The organism is Anaerococcus sp. HMSC068A02 (assembly GCF_001811125.1).
Classification (GTDB): Bacteria; Bacillota; Clostridia; order Tissierellales; family Peptoniphilaceae; genus Anaerococcus; species Anaerococcus vaginalis_C.
On the sequence record NZ_KV803774.1, the window covers coordinates 27,601 to 48,006 of the forward strand.

15 protein-coding genes and 1 other annotated feature are annotated in these 20,406 nt (G+C 29.4%); all 15 genes read left to right on the forward strand.

What is annotated here, in order from left to right:
- Positions 1–774, forward strand: a 774-nt coding sequence (locus tag HMPREF2782_RS08670) for an SHIRT domain-containing protein (RefSeq protein ID WP_186821675.1), incomplete at its 5' end; no start/stop codon positions are given.
- Between the two features lie 240 nt (positions 775–1,014).
- Positions 1,015–2,538: an ATP-binding cassette domain-containing protein gene (locus HMPREF2782_RS09375; RefSeq protein ID WP_083304916.1), complete on the forward strand. Its 1,524-nt coding sequence runs from the start codon at positions 1,015–1,017 to the stop codon at positions 2,536–2,538.
- Between the two features lie 316 nt (positions 2,539–2,854).
- On the forward strand, positions 2,855–4,078 hold the full coding sequence (locus tag HMPREF2782_RS08680; protein WP_004837997.1) for a dicarboxylate/amino acid:cation symporter: 1,224 nt from the start codon (positions 2,855–2,857) through the stop codon (positions 4,076–4,078).
- 87 nt (positions 4,079–4,165) lie between these two features.
- Positions 4,166–7,699, forward strand: a complete 3,534-nt coding sequence (gene nifJ, locus HMPREF2782_RS08685) for a pyruvate:ferredoxin (flavodoxin) oxidoreductase (RefSeq protein WP_070642401.1) — start codon at positions 4,166–4,168, stop codon at positions 7,697–7,699.
- 564 nt (positions 7,700–8,263) lie between these two features.
- Positions 8,264–10,084, forward strand: coding sequence for a glutamine--fructose-6-phosphate transaminase (isomerizing) (gene glmS / locus HMPREF2782_RS08690; protein ID WP_070642403.1), 1,821 nt, complete (start codon positions 8,264–8,266; stop codon positions 10,082–10,084).
- A 269-nt stretch (positions 10,085–10,353) separates the two neighbouring features.
- Positions 10,354–10,578: a binding site (T-box leader), on the forward strand.
- A 62-nt stretch (positions 10,579–10,640) separates the two neighbouring features.
- Complete coding sequence (locus HMPREF2782_RS08695) at positions 10,641–11,858, forward strand: amidohydrolase (protein ID WP_070642597.1); 1,218 nt, start codon at positions 10,641–10,643, stop codon at positions 11,856–11,858.
- A complete protein-coding gene (locus HMPREF2782_RS08700; RefSeq protein ID WP_070642406.1) occupies positions 11,851–12,879 on the forward strand; it encodes a methionine ABC transporter ATP-binding protein in 1,029 nt (342 codons plus the stop codon). Before HMPREF2782_RS08695 ends, HMPREF2782_RS08700 begins: the two co-directional genes overlap by 8 nt.
- The gene (locus tag HMPREF2782_RS08705) at positions 12,866–13,531 is read left to right on the forward strand and encodes a methionine ABC transporter permease (RefSeq protein ID WP_070642408.1); all 666 of its coding nucleotides are present in this window, start codon (positions 12,866–12,868) and stop codon (positions 13,529–13,531) included. The genes HMPREF2782_RS08700 and HMPREF2782_RS08705 overlap by 14 nt, the downstream gene beginning before the upstream one ends.
- A 20-nt stretch (positions 13,532–13,551) precedes the next feature.
- The gene (locus HMPREF2782_RS08710) at positions 13,552–14,424 is read left to right on the forward strand and encodes a MetQ/NlpA family ABC transporter substrate-binding protein (RefSeq protein ID WP_070642411.1); all 873 of its coding nucleotides are present in this window, start codon (positions 13,552–13,554) and stop codon (positions 14,422–14,424) included.
- A 16-nt stretch (positions 14,425–14,440) separates the two neighbouring features.
- Positions 14,441–15,289, forward strand: a complete 849-nt coding sequence (locus HMPREF2782_RS08715) for a MetQ/NlpA family ABC transporter substrate-binding protein (RefSeq protein ID WP_070642414.1) — start codon at positions 14,441–14,443, stop codon at positions 15,287–15,289.
- 108 nt (positions 15,290–15,397) lie between these two features.
- Entirely contained in the window at positions 15,398–15,916 is a 519-nt protein-coding gene (locus tag HMPREF2782_RS08720; RefSeq protein WP_070642599.1) for a GNAT family N-acetyltransferase, read from the forward strand.
- Positions 15,913–18,501 carry an ATP-dependent DNA helicase gene (locus HMPREF2782_RS08725; protein WP_070642417.1) on the forward strand — a complete coding sequence of 863 codons (2,589 nt, stop codon included), beginning with the start codon at positions 15,913–15,915 and terminating at the stop codon, positions 18,499–18,501. The genes HMPREF2782_RS08720 and HMPREF2782_RS08725 overlap by 4 nt, the downstream gene beginning before the upstream one ends.
- Before the next feature lie 40 nt (positions 18,502–18,541).
- Complete coding sequence (locus HMPREF2782_RS08730) at positions 18,542–18,877, forward strand: PadR family transcriptional regulator (protein WP_004838007.1); 336 nt, start codon at positions 18,542–18,544, stop codon at positions 18,875–18,877.
- The gene (locus HMPREF2782_RS08735) at positions 18,858–19,568 is read left to right on the forward strand and encodes a pseudouridine synthase (RefSeq protein ID WP_070642419.1); all 711 of its coding nucleotides are present in this window, start codon (positions 18,858–18,860) and stop codon (positions 19,566–19,568) included. The genes HMPREF2782_RS08730 and HMPREF2782_RS08735 overlap by 20 nt, the downstream gene beginning before the upstream one ends.
- A 264-nt stretch (positions 19,569–19,832) precedes the next feature.
- Positions 19,833–20,405, forward strand: coding sequence for a glycerol-3-phosphate responsive antiterminator (locus HMPREF2782_RS08740; protein WP_004838009.1), 573 nt, complete (start codon positions 19,833–19,835; stop codon positions 20,403–20,405).
- The last annotated feature ends 1 nt before the right edge of the window (position 20,406 follow it).

Sequence of the window (20,406 nt, forward strand, 5' to 3'; positions counted from 1 at the left end):
AATAATGGTAATACAATTCATGTTTACAAGAAGAAAGTTCTTACACCAGATGTTGTAACTAAGTATGTTGATGAAAATGGAAATGAAATTGCTGACACTCAAAAAGGAAAACATCCAAGCAAAAATATCGAAGGATATGAAATAATAACTACAAAATCAGATGAGAAGGGAAATATAATCTATGTTTATAGAAAGAAACCTGATTCAACAAAAGTAGTTACAGAATATGTCGATGAAAATGGTAAGACTATAGCCCCTAAGGAAGATGGTAAACAACCTAATAAAGATATTGATGGATATGAATTTGTAAGAACCGAAAAAGATGAAAAAGGCAATACAAAACATATCTACAAGAAAAAATCTTCATCTGCAGAAAATAAATATAAAGTAACTCACAAATTTGAATCATCTACACCAGGTAAATCTCTACCAAAAGAAATTTTAGACCTTCTTCCAAAAAATCAAGATGGAATAGAAAATGGTAGAAAAGTTTCTCCTACAAAACCTTCTAAATTAGAAGTTAAAGTAAAAGATGGTACTTGGGTATTTGAAGGATATGATAAAGATAGTAGCGTAGTTAGTAATAAGGATGTAAATTTCACAGGAAAATGGAAATTTGTTCCAAACAAAACAGGCAAGATAAAAGTTTCAACTGGAACAAATTCTAGAAGCAAATCAAATGTTAAGACTGGAATAGAGGGTTCTTCTAATCTTATATTTGTCTTAATTGGATCAGCATTTGCTCTATACAAAAATAAAAAAAATAAATATTAAAATATTTATTAATAAGGAATAAAGCAAGAGATATTTTACAATATTTTCTAGCTAATAAAAGACGAGGAAGAAAAATCCTCGTCTTTTTTTAAAAAAATTTATGAAATTAATATAAATTAAGTCATATAAAAATTTAGATTCAGATAGTTGAATTTTAAAATTGATAATGATAATAATAAATTGTGAGGTAAAATCACATTAGATATATTGAATAAAAAATCAAATAAAAAGGAAAAAGTTATGAAAAATAAATCAAAAACCTTTACAACTTATCTACTAATAATATTAATGTTAGTTATTACTTCTTCAAGTCTTTCATTAATAGGAATATTTATGGGAAAAGTTGTAACTGCTATTTCAAATTTAGATATGGGACAATTTAAATCAAATCTTATAAAATTAGCCACATTAGTTTTGGTAAATTTTCTTTCTTCAAATTTGGCGTTTAGACTTAATTATAGGCTTGGTATGGAAAAATTCATTTATCTAAAAAATGAGCTTTTTAAAAAGGATTTGGAAAATACTGGAGAAATAAATATTGCAAATTACACGACAAATATTGAAAATTTATATGCTAATAGGTTTATGGTAAAAATAAATGCAATAAATTTAGCCTTGACCATGTTTTTTGCAGTTATATCTATTGTATATATTAATTATAAACTCCTTCCTGTTGCAATAATTGGAGCAAGTTTACCACTTTTAATTCCTTTGCTCTTAGGTAAAAAAATTCAAAGAAAATCTCAAAAATTTAATGAATTTTATGATTTTTATCAAAAATACATTGGCAAAAAGTTAGGGCAAAAAAATGAATATTTGAGATATAAGGTTGAAGATAAACTAATTGAAGAAAAAAGTAAGATAGAATTTGACCATGAAAAAAACAGAAAAGATTTAAAAAATATAAATAATTTTTCCAATATATCTTCCCAAGCTTTGGGTTCGATTTCATATATTTTGATTTTTATTTTTGGCGGATATCTTGCTTTTAAAGGAGAAATTGAAGTTGGTTCTATAATTTCGGTAGTACAGCTTATGAATTATATAGTAGATCCTGTTATTGCATTATCTTCTCTTATTTCTTTGTATAATGAATCTAGACCTATTTATGAAAATATTAAAAAATTTCTAGATGAAAAAGAAAAGGGTAAAAAAGCTTTTGGCTTAACATATCCAATAAATCTTTTTGCAAAAAATATATCTTTTGCATACGAAGATAAAAAAATAATAGAAGATTTTAATTATGAATTTTATTATGGAAAGAAATATTTGATTAAGGGAAAATCTGGTAAGGGTAAGTCTACTTTGGCAAAAATTCTTTGTGGGGAGATTTCTCCTGATAAGGGAGAAATTTTGTTGAATGGTTTAGATATAAAAGATTTTGACTTTAGGGACTATATTCTATATGTTGACCAAAAACCAACAATAATAGATGGAAATTTGGAAGATAATATTAAATTTTATAGAAATAAATTGGATAACAAGATTGATTTGAATTTATTTAATATAAATAAAAAATTAAGTGACAAAGTGAGTGCAAATGATGGAATATCTGGCGGAGAAATGATGAGAATAAGTTTGTTAAGGTCGTTATTGGATCCTAGGGACATAATGATATATGATGAACCTATAGCAAGCTTGGATGATTATAATTCAAAGATTATCATAGAAAGATTATTATCTTTAAAGCAAACTGTAATAATTATCTCCCATAAAATGACAAAAGAAGATTTGGAAAAATTTGATGAAATAATTGATATATAAATTTATAATATTTTTTAAGGATTTGCGAATTTATTTCGACAAATCCTTTTATTTTATCTAGGTACAGTGGGAAAACTATATCACTATATAATTAACTGTAAATTTTTTATAAAATTTAAAAAATGTCCTTTATTTTAAATAAATATAAATTTTATAATCTTTGAACTTACAATATTTGAAATATTTTTTGAAAAAATCTCAAAGAATAAAAATATATTTTTAAAATTATAAATAAAGTTGACATGAAAACGTAAAACTGATATCATTTAGTTGATCTTAAGATCAATATTATTCATTTCAAGGAGGAGAAATAGAAATGAAGAAACTAGGTTTATTGCCAAGACTAATTATTGCAATCATTCTAGGTATTCTAATTGGGCTTGCAGGTCAAAAAGTTGACGTTTTAAAAATCTTAGTTAGAATACTAATTACTTTTAATGGTCTATTTGGCAACTTCTTAGGATTTGTTATTCCACTAATTATTATGGGATTTGTAATTCCAGGTATAGCAGATCTTGGAGATTCAGCAGGAAAGACACTAGCAATCACAGCAGGTATTGCATATTTGTCAACAATTATCTTTGGAACTATTACATATTTTGTAGGCAGCGTTGTTCTTCCTAACTTTATTAAAAAGGGAGCAATCTCATTTGATCCAGAGAAAAACTCAGGAAAAGCTCTAGAAAAAATATTTGAATCACCAATGGATCCAGTATTTTCTGTTACAACAGCACTTATCATTTCATTTATACTAGGTGTTGGTATAGCAGCAGCTAAAGCTGAAGTTCTTAAAAAAGCAGTTCATGAATTCTCTGATATTATTACAAAATTAATATCAAATGTTGTAATTCCATTATTGCCATTCCACATTTGTGGTATTTTTGCTAACATGGCTTATGAAGGAACTGTAGCAGTAGTATTATCAGTATTCGCAAGAGTATTTATCATGGTATTGATACTACACTATCTAACAATTACTGCACAATTTACAATTGCAAGTTCAATGTCAGGTGGAAATCCATTCTCAAAAATCAAGACTATGATTCCAGCTTACATGACAGCTATAGGAACACAATCATCTGCAGCAACAATCCCAGTTACACTTAACCAAACTTATAAATTAGGTGTAAACAAAGGTATAGCAGACTTTGTAATTCCACTTTGTGCAACAATTCACTTATCAGGTTCAACAATCACATTAACATCTTGTTCATTATCAATTCTTATGCTTAATGGATCAGATGTAGGATTCCAACACATGTTCCCATTCATCCTTATGCTAGGTGTTACAATGGTAGCAGCACCTGGAGTTCCAGGAGGAGCAGTAATGGCAGCACTAGGTATTCTTCAATCAATGCTAGGATTTACAGAACCTATGACAGCATTAATTATTGCATTATATGTTGCTCAAGATTCATTTGGTACAGCATGTAATATCACAGGCGATGCTGCAATAGCTTGTATAGTAAATAAAATTTCAGGATTCAAATTAGATCCAGAAGCTAATGCAGAATACATTGATGAACTAGTTAAGCAATAAAAAAATAGAACTCTTTTGAGTTCTATTTTTGAGCTTATGATCTTAAGACAATTAATTATGAAAATTTATTAAAAAGGAGTAATTTTTATGACGATAAAGAGAAGAAAAGTTACCATGGACGGTAACACAGCAGCAGCTCACGTATCTTACGCTTTTAGTGAAGTTTCAGCTATATATCCTATAACTCCATCTTCACCAATGCCAGAATTTATAGACAAATGGGCAGCAAATGGAAGATTAAATTTATATGGAAATCCAGTTTCAGTTACAGAAATGCAACATGAAGCAGGAGCAGCAGGAGCAGTTCACGGATCACTTGCAGCAGGAGCACTTACATCTACATACACAGCAAGTCAAGGACTTCTATTAATGATTCCTGATATGTACAAAATTGCCGGCGAAAGACTTCCTGCAGTTTTTCACGTAGCAGCACGTTCATTATCAACATGCTCAATCAATATGTATGGCGACCATCAAGACGTTATGGCAGCAAGAGCAACAGGTTTTGCTATGCTTGCATCAGGTTCTGTTCAAGAAATTATGGATCTTTCTCCAGTAGCTCATCTTTCAGCTATAAAAGCTAGAGTTCCATTTGTAAATTTCTTTGATGGATTTAGAACAAGCCATGAAATTCAAAAAATCGACGTTTGGGATTATGACCAATTTGAAGATATGGTTGATTGGAAAGCAATTGATGATTTTAAAAATGATTCATTAAATCCACACAGACCAACTATGCGTGGTGTATTTGAAAAGAGTGGATATTTCCAAAGAACTGAAGCTCAAAACAAAGCATACAATGGACTTCCAGAAATAGTTCTTGATTATATGAATAAAATTAATGAAAAAATTGGAACAAATTATTCATTATTTAATTATGAAGGTGCAGAAGATGCTACAGATATAATCATAGCTATGGGCTCTGGAACTGATACAATTCAACAAACAGTAGAAGAATTAAATAAAGAAGGAAGAAAAGTTGGACTTGTAAAAGTACATCTTTATAGACCATTCTCAACTAAACATTTACTAGAAGCAATTCCAAAAACAGTTGAAAGAATTGCAGTTTTAGATAGAACAAAAGAAAAAGGTTCTGCTGGAGAACCTCTATACTTAGATGTATTAGAATCTTTCTCAGATTCAGATAGAAATCCAAAAATAATAGCAGGAAGATATGGACTTGGACAAAAAGATACAAGACCTGCTCATATAAAATCAGTATTCGATAATTTAGCTAAAGATGAACCAAAAAATCACTTTACAGTTGGAATTATTGATGATGTAACTAATACATCCCTTGAAGTTGACAATAGTTTTGTAATTTCTGATGGACAAACAACACGTTGTATCTTCTGGGGAAATGGTGGAGATGGTACTGTTGGAGCAAATAAAAACGCTATAAAAATTATAGGCGACAATACAGATATGTTTGCTCAAGGATATTTTGACTATGATGCTAAAAAATCTAATGGTTTAACAATGTCCCACTTGAGATTTTCTCCAAACCCAATTCATGCAGCTTACTTTATAGATGAAGCTGACTTTGTATCATGTTCTCCTCAAGCTTATGTAAGACAATATGACCTTGTTAAAAATCTTAAAGAAGGTGGAATTTTCTTATTAAATACAATTTGGTCAGAAGAAGAACTTGAAGAACATATACCAAATTATTTATTAAAAGAAATAGCAGATAAAAATATTAAATTCTACACAGTAAACGCATCAAAAATTGCTCAAGAAGTTGGACTTGGACATAGAACAAACATGGTTATCCAAACAGCTTTCTTCATTCTTTCAGAAGTTTTACCAATTGAAGATGCTATAAAATATCTAAAAGATTCTATAGAAAAATCTTATGGAATGAAAGGTCAAGATATTGTTGATATGAACAACAAGGCAGTTGACCGTGCAAGTGAAGAATTACAAGAAATAAAAGTTAAAGAAGAATGGAAAAACCTTGGCGAAGATAGAGAAGGCGCAAATGAAAATGAACCAGACTTTATCAAAAACATGGTAAGACCAATAATAAATCTAGAAGAAGATGATCTTCCAGTTTCAACATATCTTCCATACGATGACGGTCAATATATGGCAGGAACTTCAAGATATGAAAAACGTGGTATAGCATTATTTGTTCCAGAATGGAATATAGATAATTGTATCCAATGTAACCAATGTTCATATATCTGCCCACACGCAACAATTAGACCATTCTTATTAGATGAAGAACAAAAAGCAAAGGCTCCAGAAGGATTTGAAACCAAAAAAGCTATAGGAAAAGGACTAGAAGGTTACGAATTTAGAATTCAAGTTTCTCCATACGATTGTATGGGATGTGGAAACTGCGTTGACGTATGTCCTGCTCCAAAGAAAGCTTTGGCTATGAAACCAATAGATGAACAAATCGAAAAACAAGCAGAAAATTGGGAATACGCTCATGGAGAAGTTGGATATAGAAATGATGAAATAGCTCCAACAAATGTTAAAAATTCTCAATTTAGCCAACCATTGCTTGAATTCTCAGGTGCATGTGCAGGCTGTGGAGAAACTCCTTATGCTAAATTAATCACTCAATTATATGGTGATCATCAAATTATTTCAAACGCAACAGGATGTTCATCAATTTGGGGTTCATCAGTTCCATCAATGCCATATTGTACAAATAATAATGGCGAAGGACCAGCTTGGGCATCATCATTATTCGAAGATGCAGCTGAATATGGATATGGAATGTTGCTTGCAACAAAATCAAACAAATTCTTACTAGAAACTTTGATGAAAAAATTCTTAGAATTAAAAGTTTCTACACCATTAAACGATGCATTTAACGAATGGTTAGAAAATAACGATGACTTTGAAGAAAGCAAAAAAGCAGCTATAAAAATTGAATCATTAATCGCAAACGGAACTGATAATGAAGAAGCAAATAAAATTATCGAAAGAATTAAATCACTAAAAGATTATTTAGTTAAAAAATCAGTTTGGATTTACGGTGGAGATGGTTGGGCTTATGATATAGGATTCTCAGGAGTAGACCATGTTCTAGCAAGTGGCGATGACATCAATATAATCGTATTTGATACAGAAGTTTATTCAAATACAGGTGGACAAAGCTCAAAGGCAACTCCTCTTGCAGCAGTAGCAAAATTTGCAGCAAGTGGTAAAAAAGTTAGAAAGAAAGACCTTGGTTTAATGATGACAACTTATGGTTATGTTTATGTTGCACAAGTTGCAATGGGAGCAAACCAAGCACAAACATTAAAAGCAATAAAAGAAGCAGAAAGCTATCATGGTCCATCATTAATAATTGCTTATGCTCCATGTATTAACCACGGACTAAAAGCAGGAATGGGCAAGACTCAAAGAAGAGAAAAAGAAGCTGTAGCAAGTGGATATTGGCACTTATGGAGATTTAATCCACTTCTTAAAGAAGAAGGCAAGAATCCATTTAGCTTAGATTCAAAAGATCCTACAGAATCATTCCAAGAATTCCTACAAGGCGAAGTAAGATACGCTTCTCTTAAAAAAGCCTTCCCAGAAGATGCAGATAGATTATATGCAGAAGCTGAAGAAGCTGCAAAGGAAAGATTAGAATCTTACAAAAAAATGGAAAATAAATAAAAATTAAATCCTAAAAATAGTATATGAATCACTAAGTGTTTTAATAAACCAGACTTTCAAAAGTCTGGTTTATTTTTTTATATTATTTTCTATTTAAATTTTTAAATCATTTGCTATTTAATTTTTAAAATTATTTTCTGCTTAATTTTTGGTGTTTAATTTTTGAAATTTTAAAAAATTAAGAAGTTTAAATCCTTTTGTGTAGGTAAAAAAATTAAGAAATTGTATTATTTTTGCTTTTATTAAATAGCATTTTTAGCGTATGGATATTTTTAGACTTCCAAAAAATTAAATTTTTTTATTTTTTAAAATTTTATTTGAAAATTTTAAAAATAATTAATTTTGTGGCACTTTTTTAACTCATAATTTTAGTGTATAATTAAAAAACGAGGTAAAAATATAACAAGCGCCAGATCCTTTTGGGATGACGAGGAATGGAGTTATCGAAAATTCGGCGGGTGCTCCATAGCTTTCACAGGCTCAGTATTTTACAAAAATAAGAAGCAATTCTTATGACAAAGAAAATAAAGTGATACCTCTAAAATTTAATATTAGGAGGATACTATGTGCGGAATAGTATGTTATAAGGGAAGGCTAAATGCCAGAGAAGTTATTATGGATGGTCTTGAAAGGCTTGAATATAGGGGATATGATTCGGCGGGAATCTCCCTTATTGATGGCAGTTTACTTAAAACTGTCAAAAAAAGCGGCAAGGTTAAAGTTTTAAAAGATGAGCTTTCAAAAAATCCTATTTATGGGAATATCGGTATTGGTCATATTAGATGGGCAACTCACGGTGGTCCTTCAGATATAAATTCTCATCCACATCTTTCAAATAATGGGAAAATTTCTGTAGTTCATAATGGAATCATTGAAAATTATAATGAGCTAAAAGAAAATCTAAAAAAGGAAGGATATAGCTTTAAGTCTGATACTGACACAGAAGTTGTTGCAGTTTTGATTGAAAAATATTATGAAGATGATATTTTAGAAGCTGTAAAAAAAGCAAAAAATGACTTGAGAGGATCTTTTGCTCTTGGAATTTTGTGCCAAGATGAAAGCGATAGACTTATAGTTTTAAGAGAAGAAAGCCCACTTGTTTTGGGAAAAACTAATGATGGAATCATTGCAGCAAGCGACCTTCCTTCAATTATAAAATATACAAAAGATGTAATTTATCTTGAAAATGGAGATTTGGTTGATATTAAGGGCGAATCTTTTACAATTTATGATAGAAATTTCCAAAAAATCCAAAGAAAAATCTCAAAAGTTGATTTTTCTTTTGAAGATTCAACCAAGGAAGGCTTTGATCATTTTATGATTAAAGAAATATTTGACCAACCAAAGGCGATTTCTGATACAATAAGATTCAAAATGACTGATGAAATGATTGATTTTAAAGAAAATGCCTTTAGCAAAAAAGAAATTGAAAATTTCAATAAAATTTATATAGTTGCTTGCGGAACAGCTTATCATGCAGGTCTTGTTGGGGCCTATGCTTTGGAAAAATTTGCAAAAATTCCTGTAATTTGTGATCTTGCAAGTGAATTTAGGTATAATGACCCATTTATTGACGAAAATACTTTGATGATTTTGGTAAGCCAGTCTGGAGAAACTGCCGATACTCTTGCAGCTTTAAGGCTTGGAAAGATTAAGGGAGCAAAGACTTTGGTTTTGACAAATGTAGTTGCATCATCTCTTGATAGGGAAGCTTATAAAACCATTTATTGTTATGCAGGTCCGGAAATTGCAGTAGCATCAACCAAGGCTTATACAACACAAATAATTTCTCTTTATATGCTTGCCTTAGATTTTTCTTTAAAACTTGGAACAATTGATGAAGAAAAATACAAGGAAATAATTTCAGAAATGAAAAAAATTCCTGAAAAAATAAAAGAAATTTTGGATGATAGTGAAAAAATAAAAACTTACGCGAATGAGATAAAAGATTTTGATTCTATGTTTTATATAGGACGTGGTCTTGATTATAAATCTGTAGTTGAAGGTTCTTTGAAATTAAAAGAAGTTTCTTATATTCACTCTGAGGCTTTGGCTGCAGGGGAGTTAAAACATGGAACAATAGCTTTGATTGAAGAAGGAACACCGGTTGTAGTAGTGGCAAGTCAAGAAAATATAATTGAAAAAACCATATCAAATGTGAAAGAAATCATTTCAAGAGGAGCAAATATTTTTTCGATTTCAAGAAAAGATGATCATTTAAAAGAAATTTCTAATTTTACTTTTGAATTGCCAAAGACAATTGACCCCCTTTATCCAGTTTTGTCAGTTATTCCTCAACAAATTTTGGCATATTATGTTTCATGTGCAAAAGGACTTGATGTGGATAAGCCTAGAAATTTAGCTAAATCAGTAACAGTAGAATAACTTGCACAAATAATTAAATACAGTATATTATAAATGAATTTATTTTACCAAAACCATGAGAAGCCTTAGGGCTTCTTTTTTTATTTTAAAATATTTTTTAATTTCGATTTTTATATAAAAAGACCGATAAATTATTTTTAATCTTTATAAAGAAAAGCTTGAAATTACGGTATTTTTATTTATAATATCCTAAATTAATTAATAAAAATTAAAAAAAGACTTGACAGGATTTTTTAATGATAGTATTATTGACTTATCAAATAGATTTTAAAAACCAGATAAAGAGAAGAGTAGTCGTATGGATTATTGTACAGAGAGCCCTGTTTAGCTGAGAGGGGTGAATAAAAAGTGTGATGAAGATGGTCTCAGATGGGATAAGTCGATATTTAGACTTATACGGGAACTCCCGTTATAGAGTTAGGATATGCTAGTATCTGAAGAGGCATTTTTTTAGTGCAAAAAAGGTGGTAACGCGGAAAATTTTCGTCCTTATTGTAGTTTATCTACAGTAAGGACTTTTTATTTTGCATAAATTTAGAAAGGAAAGGTTTTGGAAATGACAAATATAAGTGCAAAAGAGATTAAAAATTTGGTAAAGGAAAATTTGGATTTTGCAAAAAAAATCAAAAATTATTTACACGAAAATCCAGAGCTTTCAAGCAAGGAATTTGAAACTCGCAAATTTTTAATAAATGAGTGCAAAAAACTTGGATTGGAAGTTGAAGAAGTAGAAAATTCTACAGGCTTTGTGGCAATTCTTGATACAAAAAGACAAGGTGAAATTTTGGGACTTAGAACTGATATAGATGCTCTTCCAATTTTTGAAAATGAAGAAAATTTAAAGGGAAAAAAAGAAGTTGTATCAAAAAATCCTGGCGTGATGCACGCTTGCGGCCACGATTTTCACATGGCTCTTGCCCTTACAAGTGCAAAAATTATTTCAAAAATAAAAAATAGCTTAAATGGAAAAATTTATTTTATTTTTGAAGAAGGCGAGGAAACGGGAGCTGGAATCCATCCTATGATCGAATCTTTAAAAAATATAAAATTTGATGCAATTTATGGAAATCATATTGATACAGAAATTCCTACAGGAAAATTTGCCATTTCCAAAGGAAAAGTTTATGCAGGATGTGCAGGGGTTGATTTTGATGTAATCGGCAAAGGCGGTCACGGCTCAAGACCTGATTTATTAATTTCTCCAATAAATGCCCTTGTTGCAATTATAAATAACCTAAACCAAACTTGGGCGAGTGGACTTGATCCAAATGAAATTGTAACTTTGGGAATTGGGTCGATAAATGCAGGGTTTGCTTCAAATGTAATTCCTGATAAGGCGAATTTAAAGGCTACCTTGAGATTTTTTGAAGATGAGGTTGGAGAAAAAGCCTTGGAAAAATTAAAAGATATTGCAGAAAAAACTGCAAGTATTTATGATTGCAAGGTTAAATTTAATGATTACACAAGAGTAGTTGCCTATCCAGTTATAAATGATGAAAAACTTTCTGATTTTGCAAGAGTTTCTTTGGATGAAATTTTTCCAAATGCAAGAGTTGATGAAGAAATTTCTTTTGGCTCTGAATCATTTTATGGCTATGGGAAAATTGCTCCAAGTGTTTTTGTAAAAATTGGAGTAAAAAATGAAGAAAAAGGATGTGGAGCGGGAGCTCACACTGAAAAATTTGATGTAGACAACGACGGTCTTTATTATGGACTAGCTTGTGCTTTAAATTTTTTGATAAATTTTGATAGAAAAGAGAGAGATAATGATTGAACTAAAAAATATAAGCGTAGACTTTGATGGTTTTAAAGCCGTTGATGGAGTTAATCTTAAAATTGAAAAGGCCGATGCCTTTGGTATAGTTGGCTTTTCTGGAGCTGGAAAATCAACTCTTGTAAGGTGCATAAATCTTTTGCAAAAACCATCTGATGGAGAAGTTTTGATAAAAGGAGAAAATCTTTTGAACTTATCTGAAAAAGATTTGAGAAAAAGACGTAAAAAAATTGGTATGATTTTCCAACACTTTAATCTTTTGAACAATCTTTCGGTAATGGATAATGTAATTTTTCCAATAAGAAAGGAAAAAATTACAAAAGAAGAAAAAATTCAAAAAGCAAAAAAGCTTTTAGATTTGGTTGGGATTGGAGATAAGGCAAAATCTTTTCCAAGAGAATTGTCTGGAGGTCAAAAACAAAGGTGTGCCATAGCAAGAGCCCTTGCATCAGATCCAGAAATTTTACTTTGCGATGAGGCAACAAGTGCCCTTGATCCAAAAACAACCAAGCAAATTTTAAAACTTTTGGGAGAAATTAAAGAAAAAATTGGAATAACAATTGTAATAATCACTCATCAAATGGAAGTTGTAAAAGATCTTTGCAACAAGGTTGCGGTAATGCAAGATGGGAAAGTGATTGAAAAAGGCACAACTCTTGAAATTTTTTCAAATCCAAGACACAAACTCACAAAAGATTTTGTAGAAACTTCAACAAATGTAAATCAAACTCTAGAAGAGGTAAAAAATAATCTGGGAGTTTTGAAAAAGGATGAATTTTTAGTAAAACTTTCCTATGTTGGAGAAGCTACAACTCAGCCGGTTATAAATGAAATTTATGAAAAATTTAAAGTCAAAACCAATGTTTTGGCAGGAAATATAGAATTTATTACAAATGTTCCAGTCGGAAATCTTATAGTAACTTTTAAGGCAGAAAGAGAAAATATCGACAAGGCGATTGAATATTTAATAGCCTGCGGAACAAATGTACAACTTTTAGGAGATAGTAATGGGATACTTTGATTATGCACTTTCAATAAAAGATAGAATTTTTGAAGATATTGGTCTTACTTTTTATATGCTATTTTTATCAGCCATATTTTCAGGAATTTTTGGCTTAATAATAGGAGTAATACTTGTAGTTACAAATGATGGAGGAATTTTAGAAAACAAAAAAATTTATAGCATTTTGGATAAGATAACAAATCTTTTTCGTGCAGTTCCTTTCATAATTTTACTTGCAGTAATTAGTCCTATAACAAATTTAATTGTAAGAACGAGGATTGGACCGACAGCTGCAATAGTTCCTTTAGTTTTTTCTTGCGTGCCATTTTTTGCCAAGCAAGTTGAGCAAGCTTTGGCAGAAGTTGATCCAGGAGTAATAGAGGCGGCGGAAGCTATGGGAAATTCTCCCTTTGAAATTATAACAGCAGTTTATTTAAGAGAAGGACTTCCATCACTTGTAAGAGCTTCATCAATAACTTTGATTTCGCTTTTGGGACTTACAGCAATGGCTGGAACAATTGGAGCAGGAGGAATAGGAAATCTTGCAATAGCAGTCGGATACAACAGATACAAAAACGACGTAGTTATTATATCGGTAATAGTTATTTTGATAATTGTCTATGCCATCCAAGGCATCGCCAATTTAATTATAAAAAAGACATCACATTAAAAAATATTAGGAGGAAAATGATGAAAAATTTAAAGAAAATTGCCCTTGGCTTATCACTTGTACTAACTTTAACAGGATGTGGAAATAAAAAGGAAGATACAAATTCAAATTCTTCTGCATCAAATCAAGCAAAAAGTGAAGACAGATTTGCCGATGCAAAAGAAATTAAAATAGGAGTTTGTGGCGAAAAAAATGAAGTTTTAGAAGATGTGGCAAAAAGATTTGAAAAAGATACGGGAAAGAAAATAAAAATCGTACCATTTTCAGATTATAACCAACCAAATGAAGCGTTAAATTCTGGAGATATTGATATAAATTCCTTCCAACACAAAAAATTCTTGGAAGATTATAATAAATCACACAAAACAGATATAGTTTCAGTTGGAGATACCTTGCTTGCACCAATGGGAATATATTCTGACAAAATAAAAGATGTAAAAGAAATAAAAGATGGGGATAAAATCGCAATTCCAAACGATCCAACAAATGGAGCAAGAGCACTTTTTCTTTTACAATCAGCAGGATTAATAGAAGTTGAAGGAAAAGAAGGAGATGCAATTACTCTTGATAATATCAAGAAAAATCCAAAAAAATTGGAAATAATTGAACTTGATGCAAGCCAAACAGCAAGAAATCTTACAGAAGTCGCTGCATCAGTTATAAATTCTGGAATGGCAGTAGATGCTGGATTTATTCCGACAGAAGATTCAATTTATTTAGAAGATAAAGACGATCCAGCAAAAGCAATTTATGTAAATATATTTGCAGCAAGAAAAGAAGACAAAGATTCAAAAACATTAGAAAATTTTGTGAAAAATTATTATCAAACAGAAGAAACTAAAAAATTAATAGAAAAAGAAACAAAGGGATCAGAAATCCCAGCTTGGAAATAAAAAAAGGAGATAAAAAATGAAAAAAATAGGAAAAATTGCTTTAGGACTTGCCCTACTTGTGGGACTTAGCTCATGTGGAAATAAGGAAGATAAAAAAGTTACATCAAATTCAAATGAAAATCCAAAAGAAAAACAAAGTATAAAAATCGGAGTTGTTGGAGAATATAATGACGTATTAAATGAGGTTATAAAAAGATACGAAGATAAAACAGAAAATAAAGTTGAACTTGTAGTATTTTCAGACTACAACCAACCAAACGAAGCACTAGAATCTGGTGATATTGATTTAAATGCCTACCAACACAAAAAATTTCTAGAAGAATATAACAAAGACCACAAGACAGAACTTGTTTCAATAGGAAATACAATGCTTGCTCCACTTGGAATTTATTCCAAAAAATATAAATCACTAGATGAAGTAAAAGAAAATGATGAAATAGTAATTCCAAACGATGCATCAAACGGAGCAAGAGCCTTGTTTTTATTACAAGATGCAGGACTTATAAAAGTAAAAGGAGAAAAAGGCGATCCAGTAACAGTTGAAGATATTAAAGAAAATATAAAAAATTTAAAAATCACAGAAGTTGATGCAGCACAAACAGCAAGAAATCTCGATTCGGCTGCCCTTGCAATAGTAAATGATACATTCGCTCTAGATTCAAAAATTGCAACCGAATATCCAGCTTTAAAATTTGAAGAATCAAAAGCAGATGACACTAATCCATACGTAAATGTATTTACAGCCAAAAAAGAAAGAAAAGATGACAAAGTTTTAAATGATTTTGTGAAAAATTATTACCAAACAAACCAAACCAAAAAAGACTACGAAAAATTAACAGGAGGAGCATGGATTCCTGCTTGGTAAAAAATTAAATAAGACCCCCTTAAATATATATAGGCTATGAGTTTTGCTCATAGCTTTTTTATTTTCAAAACCAAAAGAAATTTTGAGAATTTAATAAAAAATTTTTTAATGTATAATGATTGTATGAGAATAGCAGAAATTAAAGATTTAGATGAAATAATGGTAATAATAAATGATGGGAAAAAAGCCTTGAAAAAAGATGGAGTTAATCAATGGCAAAATGGACTTCCTGATAGAAAGGGGATTTTGGAAAATATTTTTACGGGAGAAAGTTTTGTTTATGAGGAAAATGGAGAAATTTTATCTTTTGCTTTTTTGAAAAAATCTTACGAAGAAGATTACAAAAATATTGAAAATGATTTCAAAAATCACGGGCCATTTTTTACTATTCACAGATTGAGTGTGAAGGAAAGTGCAAAAGGTAAAGGTCTTGCTAATAGATTTTTTGAAGAAATTATTTCTTATGGAAAAATTTCAAAAATGGAGTCGATTAGGATTGACACCCATCCTGATAATTATAAAATGCAAAGTTTAATTAAAAAATTTTCTTTTGAAAAAATTGGAATTTGTACTGTTGATGACAAAATTAAGAGGTCTAAAAGATTTGTGTATGAGTTGATTTTATGATAAATGAAAAACAAAAATTGATTGTGGAAGATGCAAAATATCCTTGTGCAGTTTTGGCAGGGCCTGGTACGGGAAAAACTTTCACAATTGTTCAAAAAATTATTTCTTTAATAAAAAATGACGGGATTAGTCCTAACAAAATCCTTGTGACTACTTTTACAAAAAAGGCAGCGAATGAGCTTATTGAAAGGGTAGAGTCAGGTCTTAAAAAAGAGAATATTTATGCTGATACTTCAAATATGTTGATTGGAAATTTTCATTCTCTGGCTCTTTCTTTTTTGAAAGAATATAAATCCTTTACGAATAAAATTTTTGATCCTTTGGTTATCGACTCTCATATTGAAGGATATTTGATTGAAAAAAATATGGATATTTTTGAAAATATTCCGAATTTTTCAAAATTTATTTCTTATAATGAGGTCGGACAAATTCAGGGGATTTTTGCGAATATTACCAATAATTTGGTCGACTTGGATGAACTTCGTAATTCTAATAATCCTCGTGACATTTTGGCTTTGGAAATTTATTTGGCTTGGGCAAATTTTCTTGATGAAAATGACCTTATAAATTATCAATTGATTTTAAAAAAATTTTATGATCTTTTAAAAGATCCTTTTTATGGAAAAAAAATTAGGGATAGGATTGATTTTGTAATAATTGATGAATACCAAGACACAAATACTATTCAAGAAGAAATTTCTTTTAGCCTTTGTAAGGGCAAAAACCTTATGGTTTTTGGAGATGATGATCAGGCTCTTTATTCATTTAGGGGAGCAAGTCCTAAAAATTTGAGAGATTTTGATAAAACTTGCAAGATGAAGATGAAAAGAAAGGCGAATTTTTATCATCTTGATATTAATTACAGGTCTAATCAGGAAATAATTGACAAATCTAGAGAGTTTCTTGTAAATTCTAAAGCTTTTGACCTTGAAAAAATAAAAAATCTTAGAGCTAATGATGGCGAAAAAAATGAAAATTCTGTTGTAAGGGCTAGGGCAAATGAATATGAAAATATTGAAAATATAGTAAAATTTTTGAACAAAAAAATAAATTTGAACCAAATAGCATTTTTGTTTCCGTCTTTAAATAGTGATTATCCAAAATCTTTGCAAACTTATTTTGAAAATCACGGAATAAATGTTTTAAATAAATCTTCAAAATTGTTTTTCAAAAGAAGAGAAATTAGACTTTGCCTTTATGTTCTTATTTCAATTTTTTCAAAAAAACCCAAAAAACTTACAGGTTCAAACCCAGATAAGTACAAGTGGACTCAAGAAACAAATTTCAAAAAATATCTTGTTAGCATTTTCGATGATAAAGAATTTACAAAAAACGAAGAATTAAATGCTTATATAAAGGAAGAAAAATTAAATATTAAAGAAAATAAATCTTACACAGACATTTTATACAAAGCTTTTGGACTTGAAATTTTTAGGGAGATTTTGGATAAAAAAATCGACAAATTAAATTCAATAAGAGAGCTTTCAAATATTGGAAAATTTACATCAATTTTATCGGATTTTACAAATCTTTGTGGCTATGATATAAATTATTACAAAAAATCAGTGGATTTAATTTATGGATATATTTTTTATCTTTTCAAAAATTCAGCCGTAAGCGAATTTGAAAATTTTGATGCTCCAAAAAATTCTGTAATATTTTCTACAATTCATCAAGCAAAAGGACTTGAGTATGATGTGGTTTTTGTATCAAGTTTAAATGATAATCCAAGAAAAGATATGCGTGCATTTAGTCCAAAACTTGAGGCGAAAAAAGAAAGTGATTTTTTAAAAAATTATTATAGGAAGTATTATACAGCCTTTACCAGAGCAAAAAATCTTTTGGTTTTATTGGATAATTCCAAAAATTCCTACCTTAAAAATTTTGCCTTTTCATTAAATTCGTCTTCAATATTAAAAACCATAGATTTTAAATTCAAAGAAGATATTGTAAAAAAAGAAATTTTGGCATATACAACGGATATTTCAATTTACAAATCTTGTCCATTAAAATATAAATTTATAAGAGTTTTGGATTTTAAAAAAGAAAAATCAAAATCTTTGGAATTTGGTTCAAAAGTTCACAGCCTTGCTGAATATCTTACAAATTTAAAAAAAGAAAATCTTTCTTACCATGCAATAAATGACTTTATAAAGGAAAACAAAGAATTTCAAAAACCAATTGAAAATTTTGTAAATAGAAATTTTCCGATAAAATATTCGGAAATGAACATCAAACTTGATAGATTTTCCTATATTTTGCAAGGAAATATTGATATAATCCTTGAAGATGGAACAATTATCGATATAAAAACTGGAAAGGCAGATGAAAATAATTTAATTTCCTACAAAAACCAACTACTTACTTACTACAATTTGTTAGTTTATAATAATAAAAAAGTAAACAAGATGATCTTATATTTTATTGAAGAAGATAAACTTATAGAAGTAGAAAAATTGGATTTTGATATGAAAAATATAGACGAAATAGGAAAGAATATAGTAGAAAAAAATATTGAAATAAAAACACAAGATAAAAGACAATGCAAATTTTGCCCTATGGCATATTTTTGCAAAAGAACTTGATTAAGTCCTACTAAGCAATACAATTTTTTAAGGTGATAAAATGAAATCTCAAATGTTAAAAGGAGTTATCGAAGGGGTAATTCTAAAAATAATCAAAGACAAAGAAACTTATGGATATGAGATTGTAGAAACCCTAAGACTTAACGGTTTTTATAATATGACCGAATCTACAGTCTATCCTATTTTGCAAAGATTATCGAAAAAAGGTCTTATATTTTCTTCAAAAGAAAAATCAAAAGTTGGGCCAAAAAGAAAATATTATTATATAACAGCAAAAGGCGAAGAATATTTATTAGGATTTATAGAAGATTTCCTAGAATTAGAAGAAAATGTAAGAAATATTTTAGGAGTTAAAAATGATAATGAGAGTAGATAAAATGATTGGAAACGCCAATCTTGATACTAGAAAAAATATAAAGAAAAATGCAAAAAAAGGCGGGCTTGTAATAAACGGAGAAATTATAAAAGATTCATCAGTAAAAGTTGATCCAAATATTGACGAAGTAATCTATATGGGAGAGCTTGTAGATTATTTTGAAAATATTTATATAATGATGAACAAAAGAGAAGGATTAATTTGCCAATCAAACGAACTTGATGGAACTGTAATGAGTGACTTGGATGAATTTTATTTAAATTTAGATTTGGCAATAGCAGGTCGTCTTGATAAAGATACAACAGGACTTTTGTTAATGTCAACCGATGGAAAATTTATCCACAGAGTAATAAGTCCAAATTCAAATATTTGGAAAAAATACGAAGTAGAAACATCAAAAAAAATCGAACCTGCCCTAGTAGAAATTTTTAAAGAAGGCGTATATATAAAAGAAGATGATTATTACGCAAGAAGTGCAAAGCTTAAAATAATTGAAGATAAAAAAGCCTACGTTTACGTAACAGAAGGAAAATTTCATTTAGTAAAAAGATTATTTTCAAATAACGATAACGAAGTAGTAAAACTAAAAAGACTTGCAATAGGAAAATTGCGATTAGATAATACCTTAAATCCAGGAGATTACAGAGAACTTACACAAGAAGAAAAAGAATTATTTACAAAAGAACAATAAAGATGGATTATTTCCATCTTTTTTTATTTGAAAATTTTAAAATTTAAAATGATTTCAAAATTATATTTTAAAAAATAACAATTAAAAAATAAAAAAATTCTTTGAATTTACAATAATAAGAGAAAAATTTAAAAAAATAAAAAATATTAGATGAAATTGTTTGCATTTATAAATTTTATGTGCTACAATGAGGGTGTAATAAATATATTTGGAGAAGCGAGCACTTATTTTTTATAGGGCTCGCTTTGTGTATTTGGAGGAAAAATGATTGATATAGTGGATTTGCTTTTTGATAATCCTTGTATTATGGCAATAAAAGATAATACGGATTTGAAAGAATGTATTAAAGATGATTACAAGAATAACAAAATAGTTTTCGTTCTTTATGGAAATATTGAAAATATAACCAATATTGTTGAAAAATTAAAAGACCATGACAAGATTGTTTTTGTTCATGAAGACCTTATTGAGGGACTTTCTTCATCATCTCTATCTTCATCATTTATAAAAAAATACACAAATGCCGATGGAATTATTACAACAAGAAGTCAAAATGCGGCTTATGCAAGAAGAATAGGACTTTTATCCATACTAAGATTTTTTGTACTTGATTCCTTGTCCTATAAAAATGTAAAAGAAACTTTAAAAAAAGCAAATTGTGATCTTGTTGAAATACTTCCTGGTATTATGCCAAAAATACTAGATGATATAGAAAAAAGAACATCTATCCCAATTATTGCTGGAGGGCTTATTAGAGATAAAAAAGATGTTTTTGATGCCCTAAATTCAAAGGCGATTGCTGTATCATCATCAAATTATAATGTTTGGAAAATGTAAA

Coding starts and splice junctions, on each gene's coding strand:
- HMPREF2782_RS08695 (WP_070642597.1), top strand. CDS start 10,641: ATGACAAATATAAGTGCAAAAGAGATTAAAAATTTGGTAAAGGAAAAT.
- HMPREF2782_RS08680 (WP_004837997.1), top strand. CDS start 2,855: ATGAAGAAACTAGGTTTATTGCCAAGACTAATTATTGCAATCATTCTA.
- HMPREF2782_RS08735 (WP_070642419.1), top strand. CDS start 18,858: ATGATAATGAGAGTAGATAAAATGATTGGAAACGCCAATCTTGATACT.
- HMPREF2782_RS09375 (WP_083304916.1), top strand. CDS start 1,015: ATGAAAAATAAATCAAAAACCTTTACAACTTATCTACTAATAATATTA.
- HMPREF2782_RS08740 (WP_004838009.1), top strand. CDS start 19,833: ATGATTGATATAGTGGATTTGCTTTTTGATAATCCTTGTATTATGGCA.
- HMPREF2782_RS08710 (WP_070642411.1), top strand. CDS start 13,552: ATGAAAAATTTAAAGAAAATTGCCCTTGGCTTATCACTTGTACTAACT.
- HMPREF2782_RS08720 (WP_070642599.1), top strand. CDS start 15,398: ATGTATAATGATTGTATGAGAATAGCAGAAATTAAAGATTTAGATGAA.
- HMPREF2782_RS08715 (WP_070642414.1), top strand. CDS start 14,441: ATGAAAAAAATAGGAAAAATTGCTTTAGGACTTGCCCTACTTGTGGGA.
- HMPREF2782_RS08700 (WP_070642406.1), top strand. CDS start 11,851: ATGATTGAACTAAAAAATATAAGCGTAGACTTTGATGGTTTTAAAGCC.
- nifJ (WP_070642401.1), top strand. CDS start 4,166: ATGACGATAAAGAGAAGAAAAGTTACCATGGACGGTAACACAGCAGCA.
- glmS (WP_070642403.1), top strand. CDS start 8,264: ATGTGCGGAATAGTATGTTATAAGGGAAGGCTAAATGCCAGAGAAGTT.
- HMPREF2782_RS08730 (WP_004838007.1), top strand. CDS start 18,542: ATGAAATCTCAAATGTTAAAAGGAGTTATCGAAGGGGTAATTCTAAAA.
- HMPREF2782_RS08725 (WP_070642417.1), top strand. CDS start 15,913: ATGATAAATGAAAAACAAAAATTGATTGTGGAAGATGCAAAATATCCT.
- HMPREF2782_RS08705 (WP_070642408.1), top strand. CDS start 12,866: ATGGGATACTTTGATTATGCACTTTCAATAAAAGATAGAATTTTTGAA.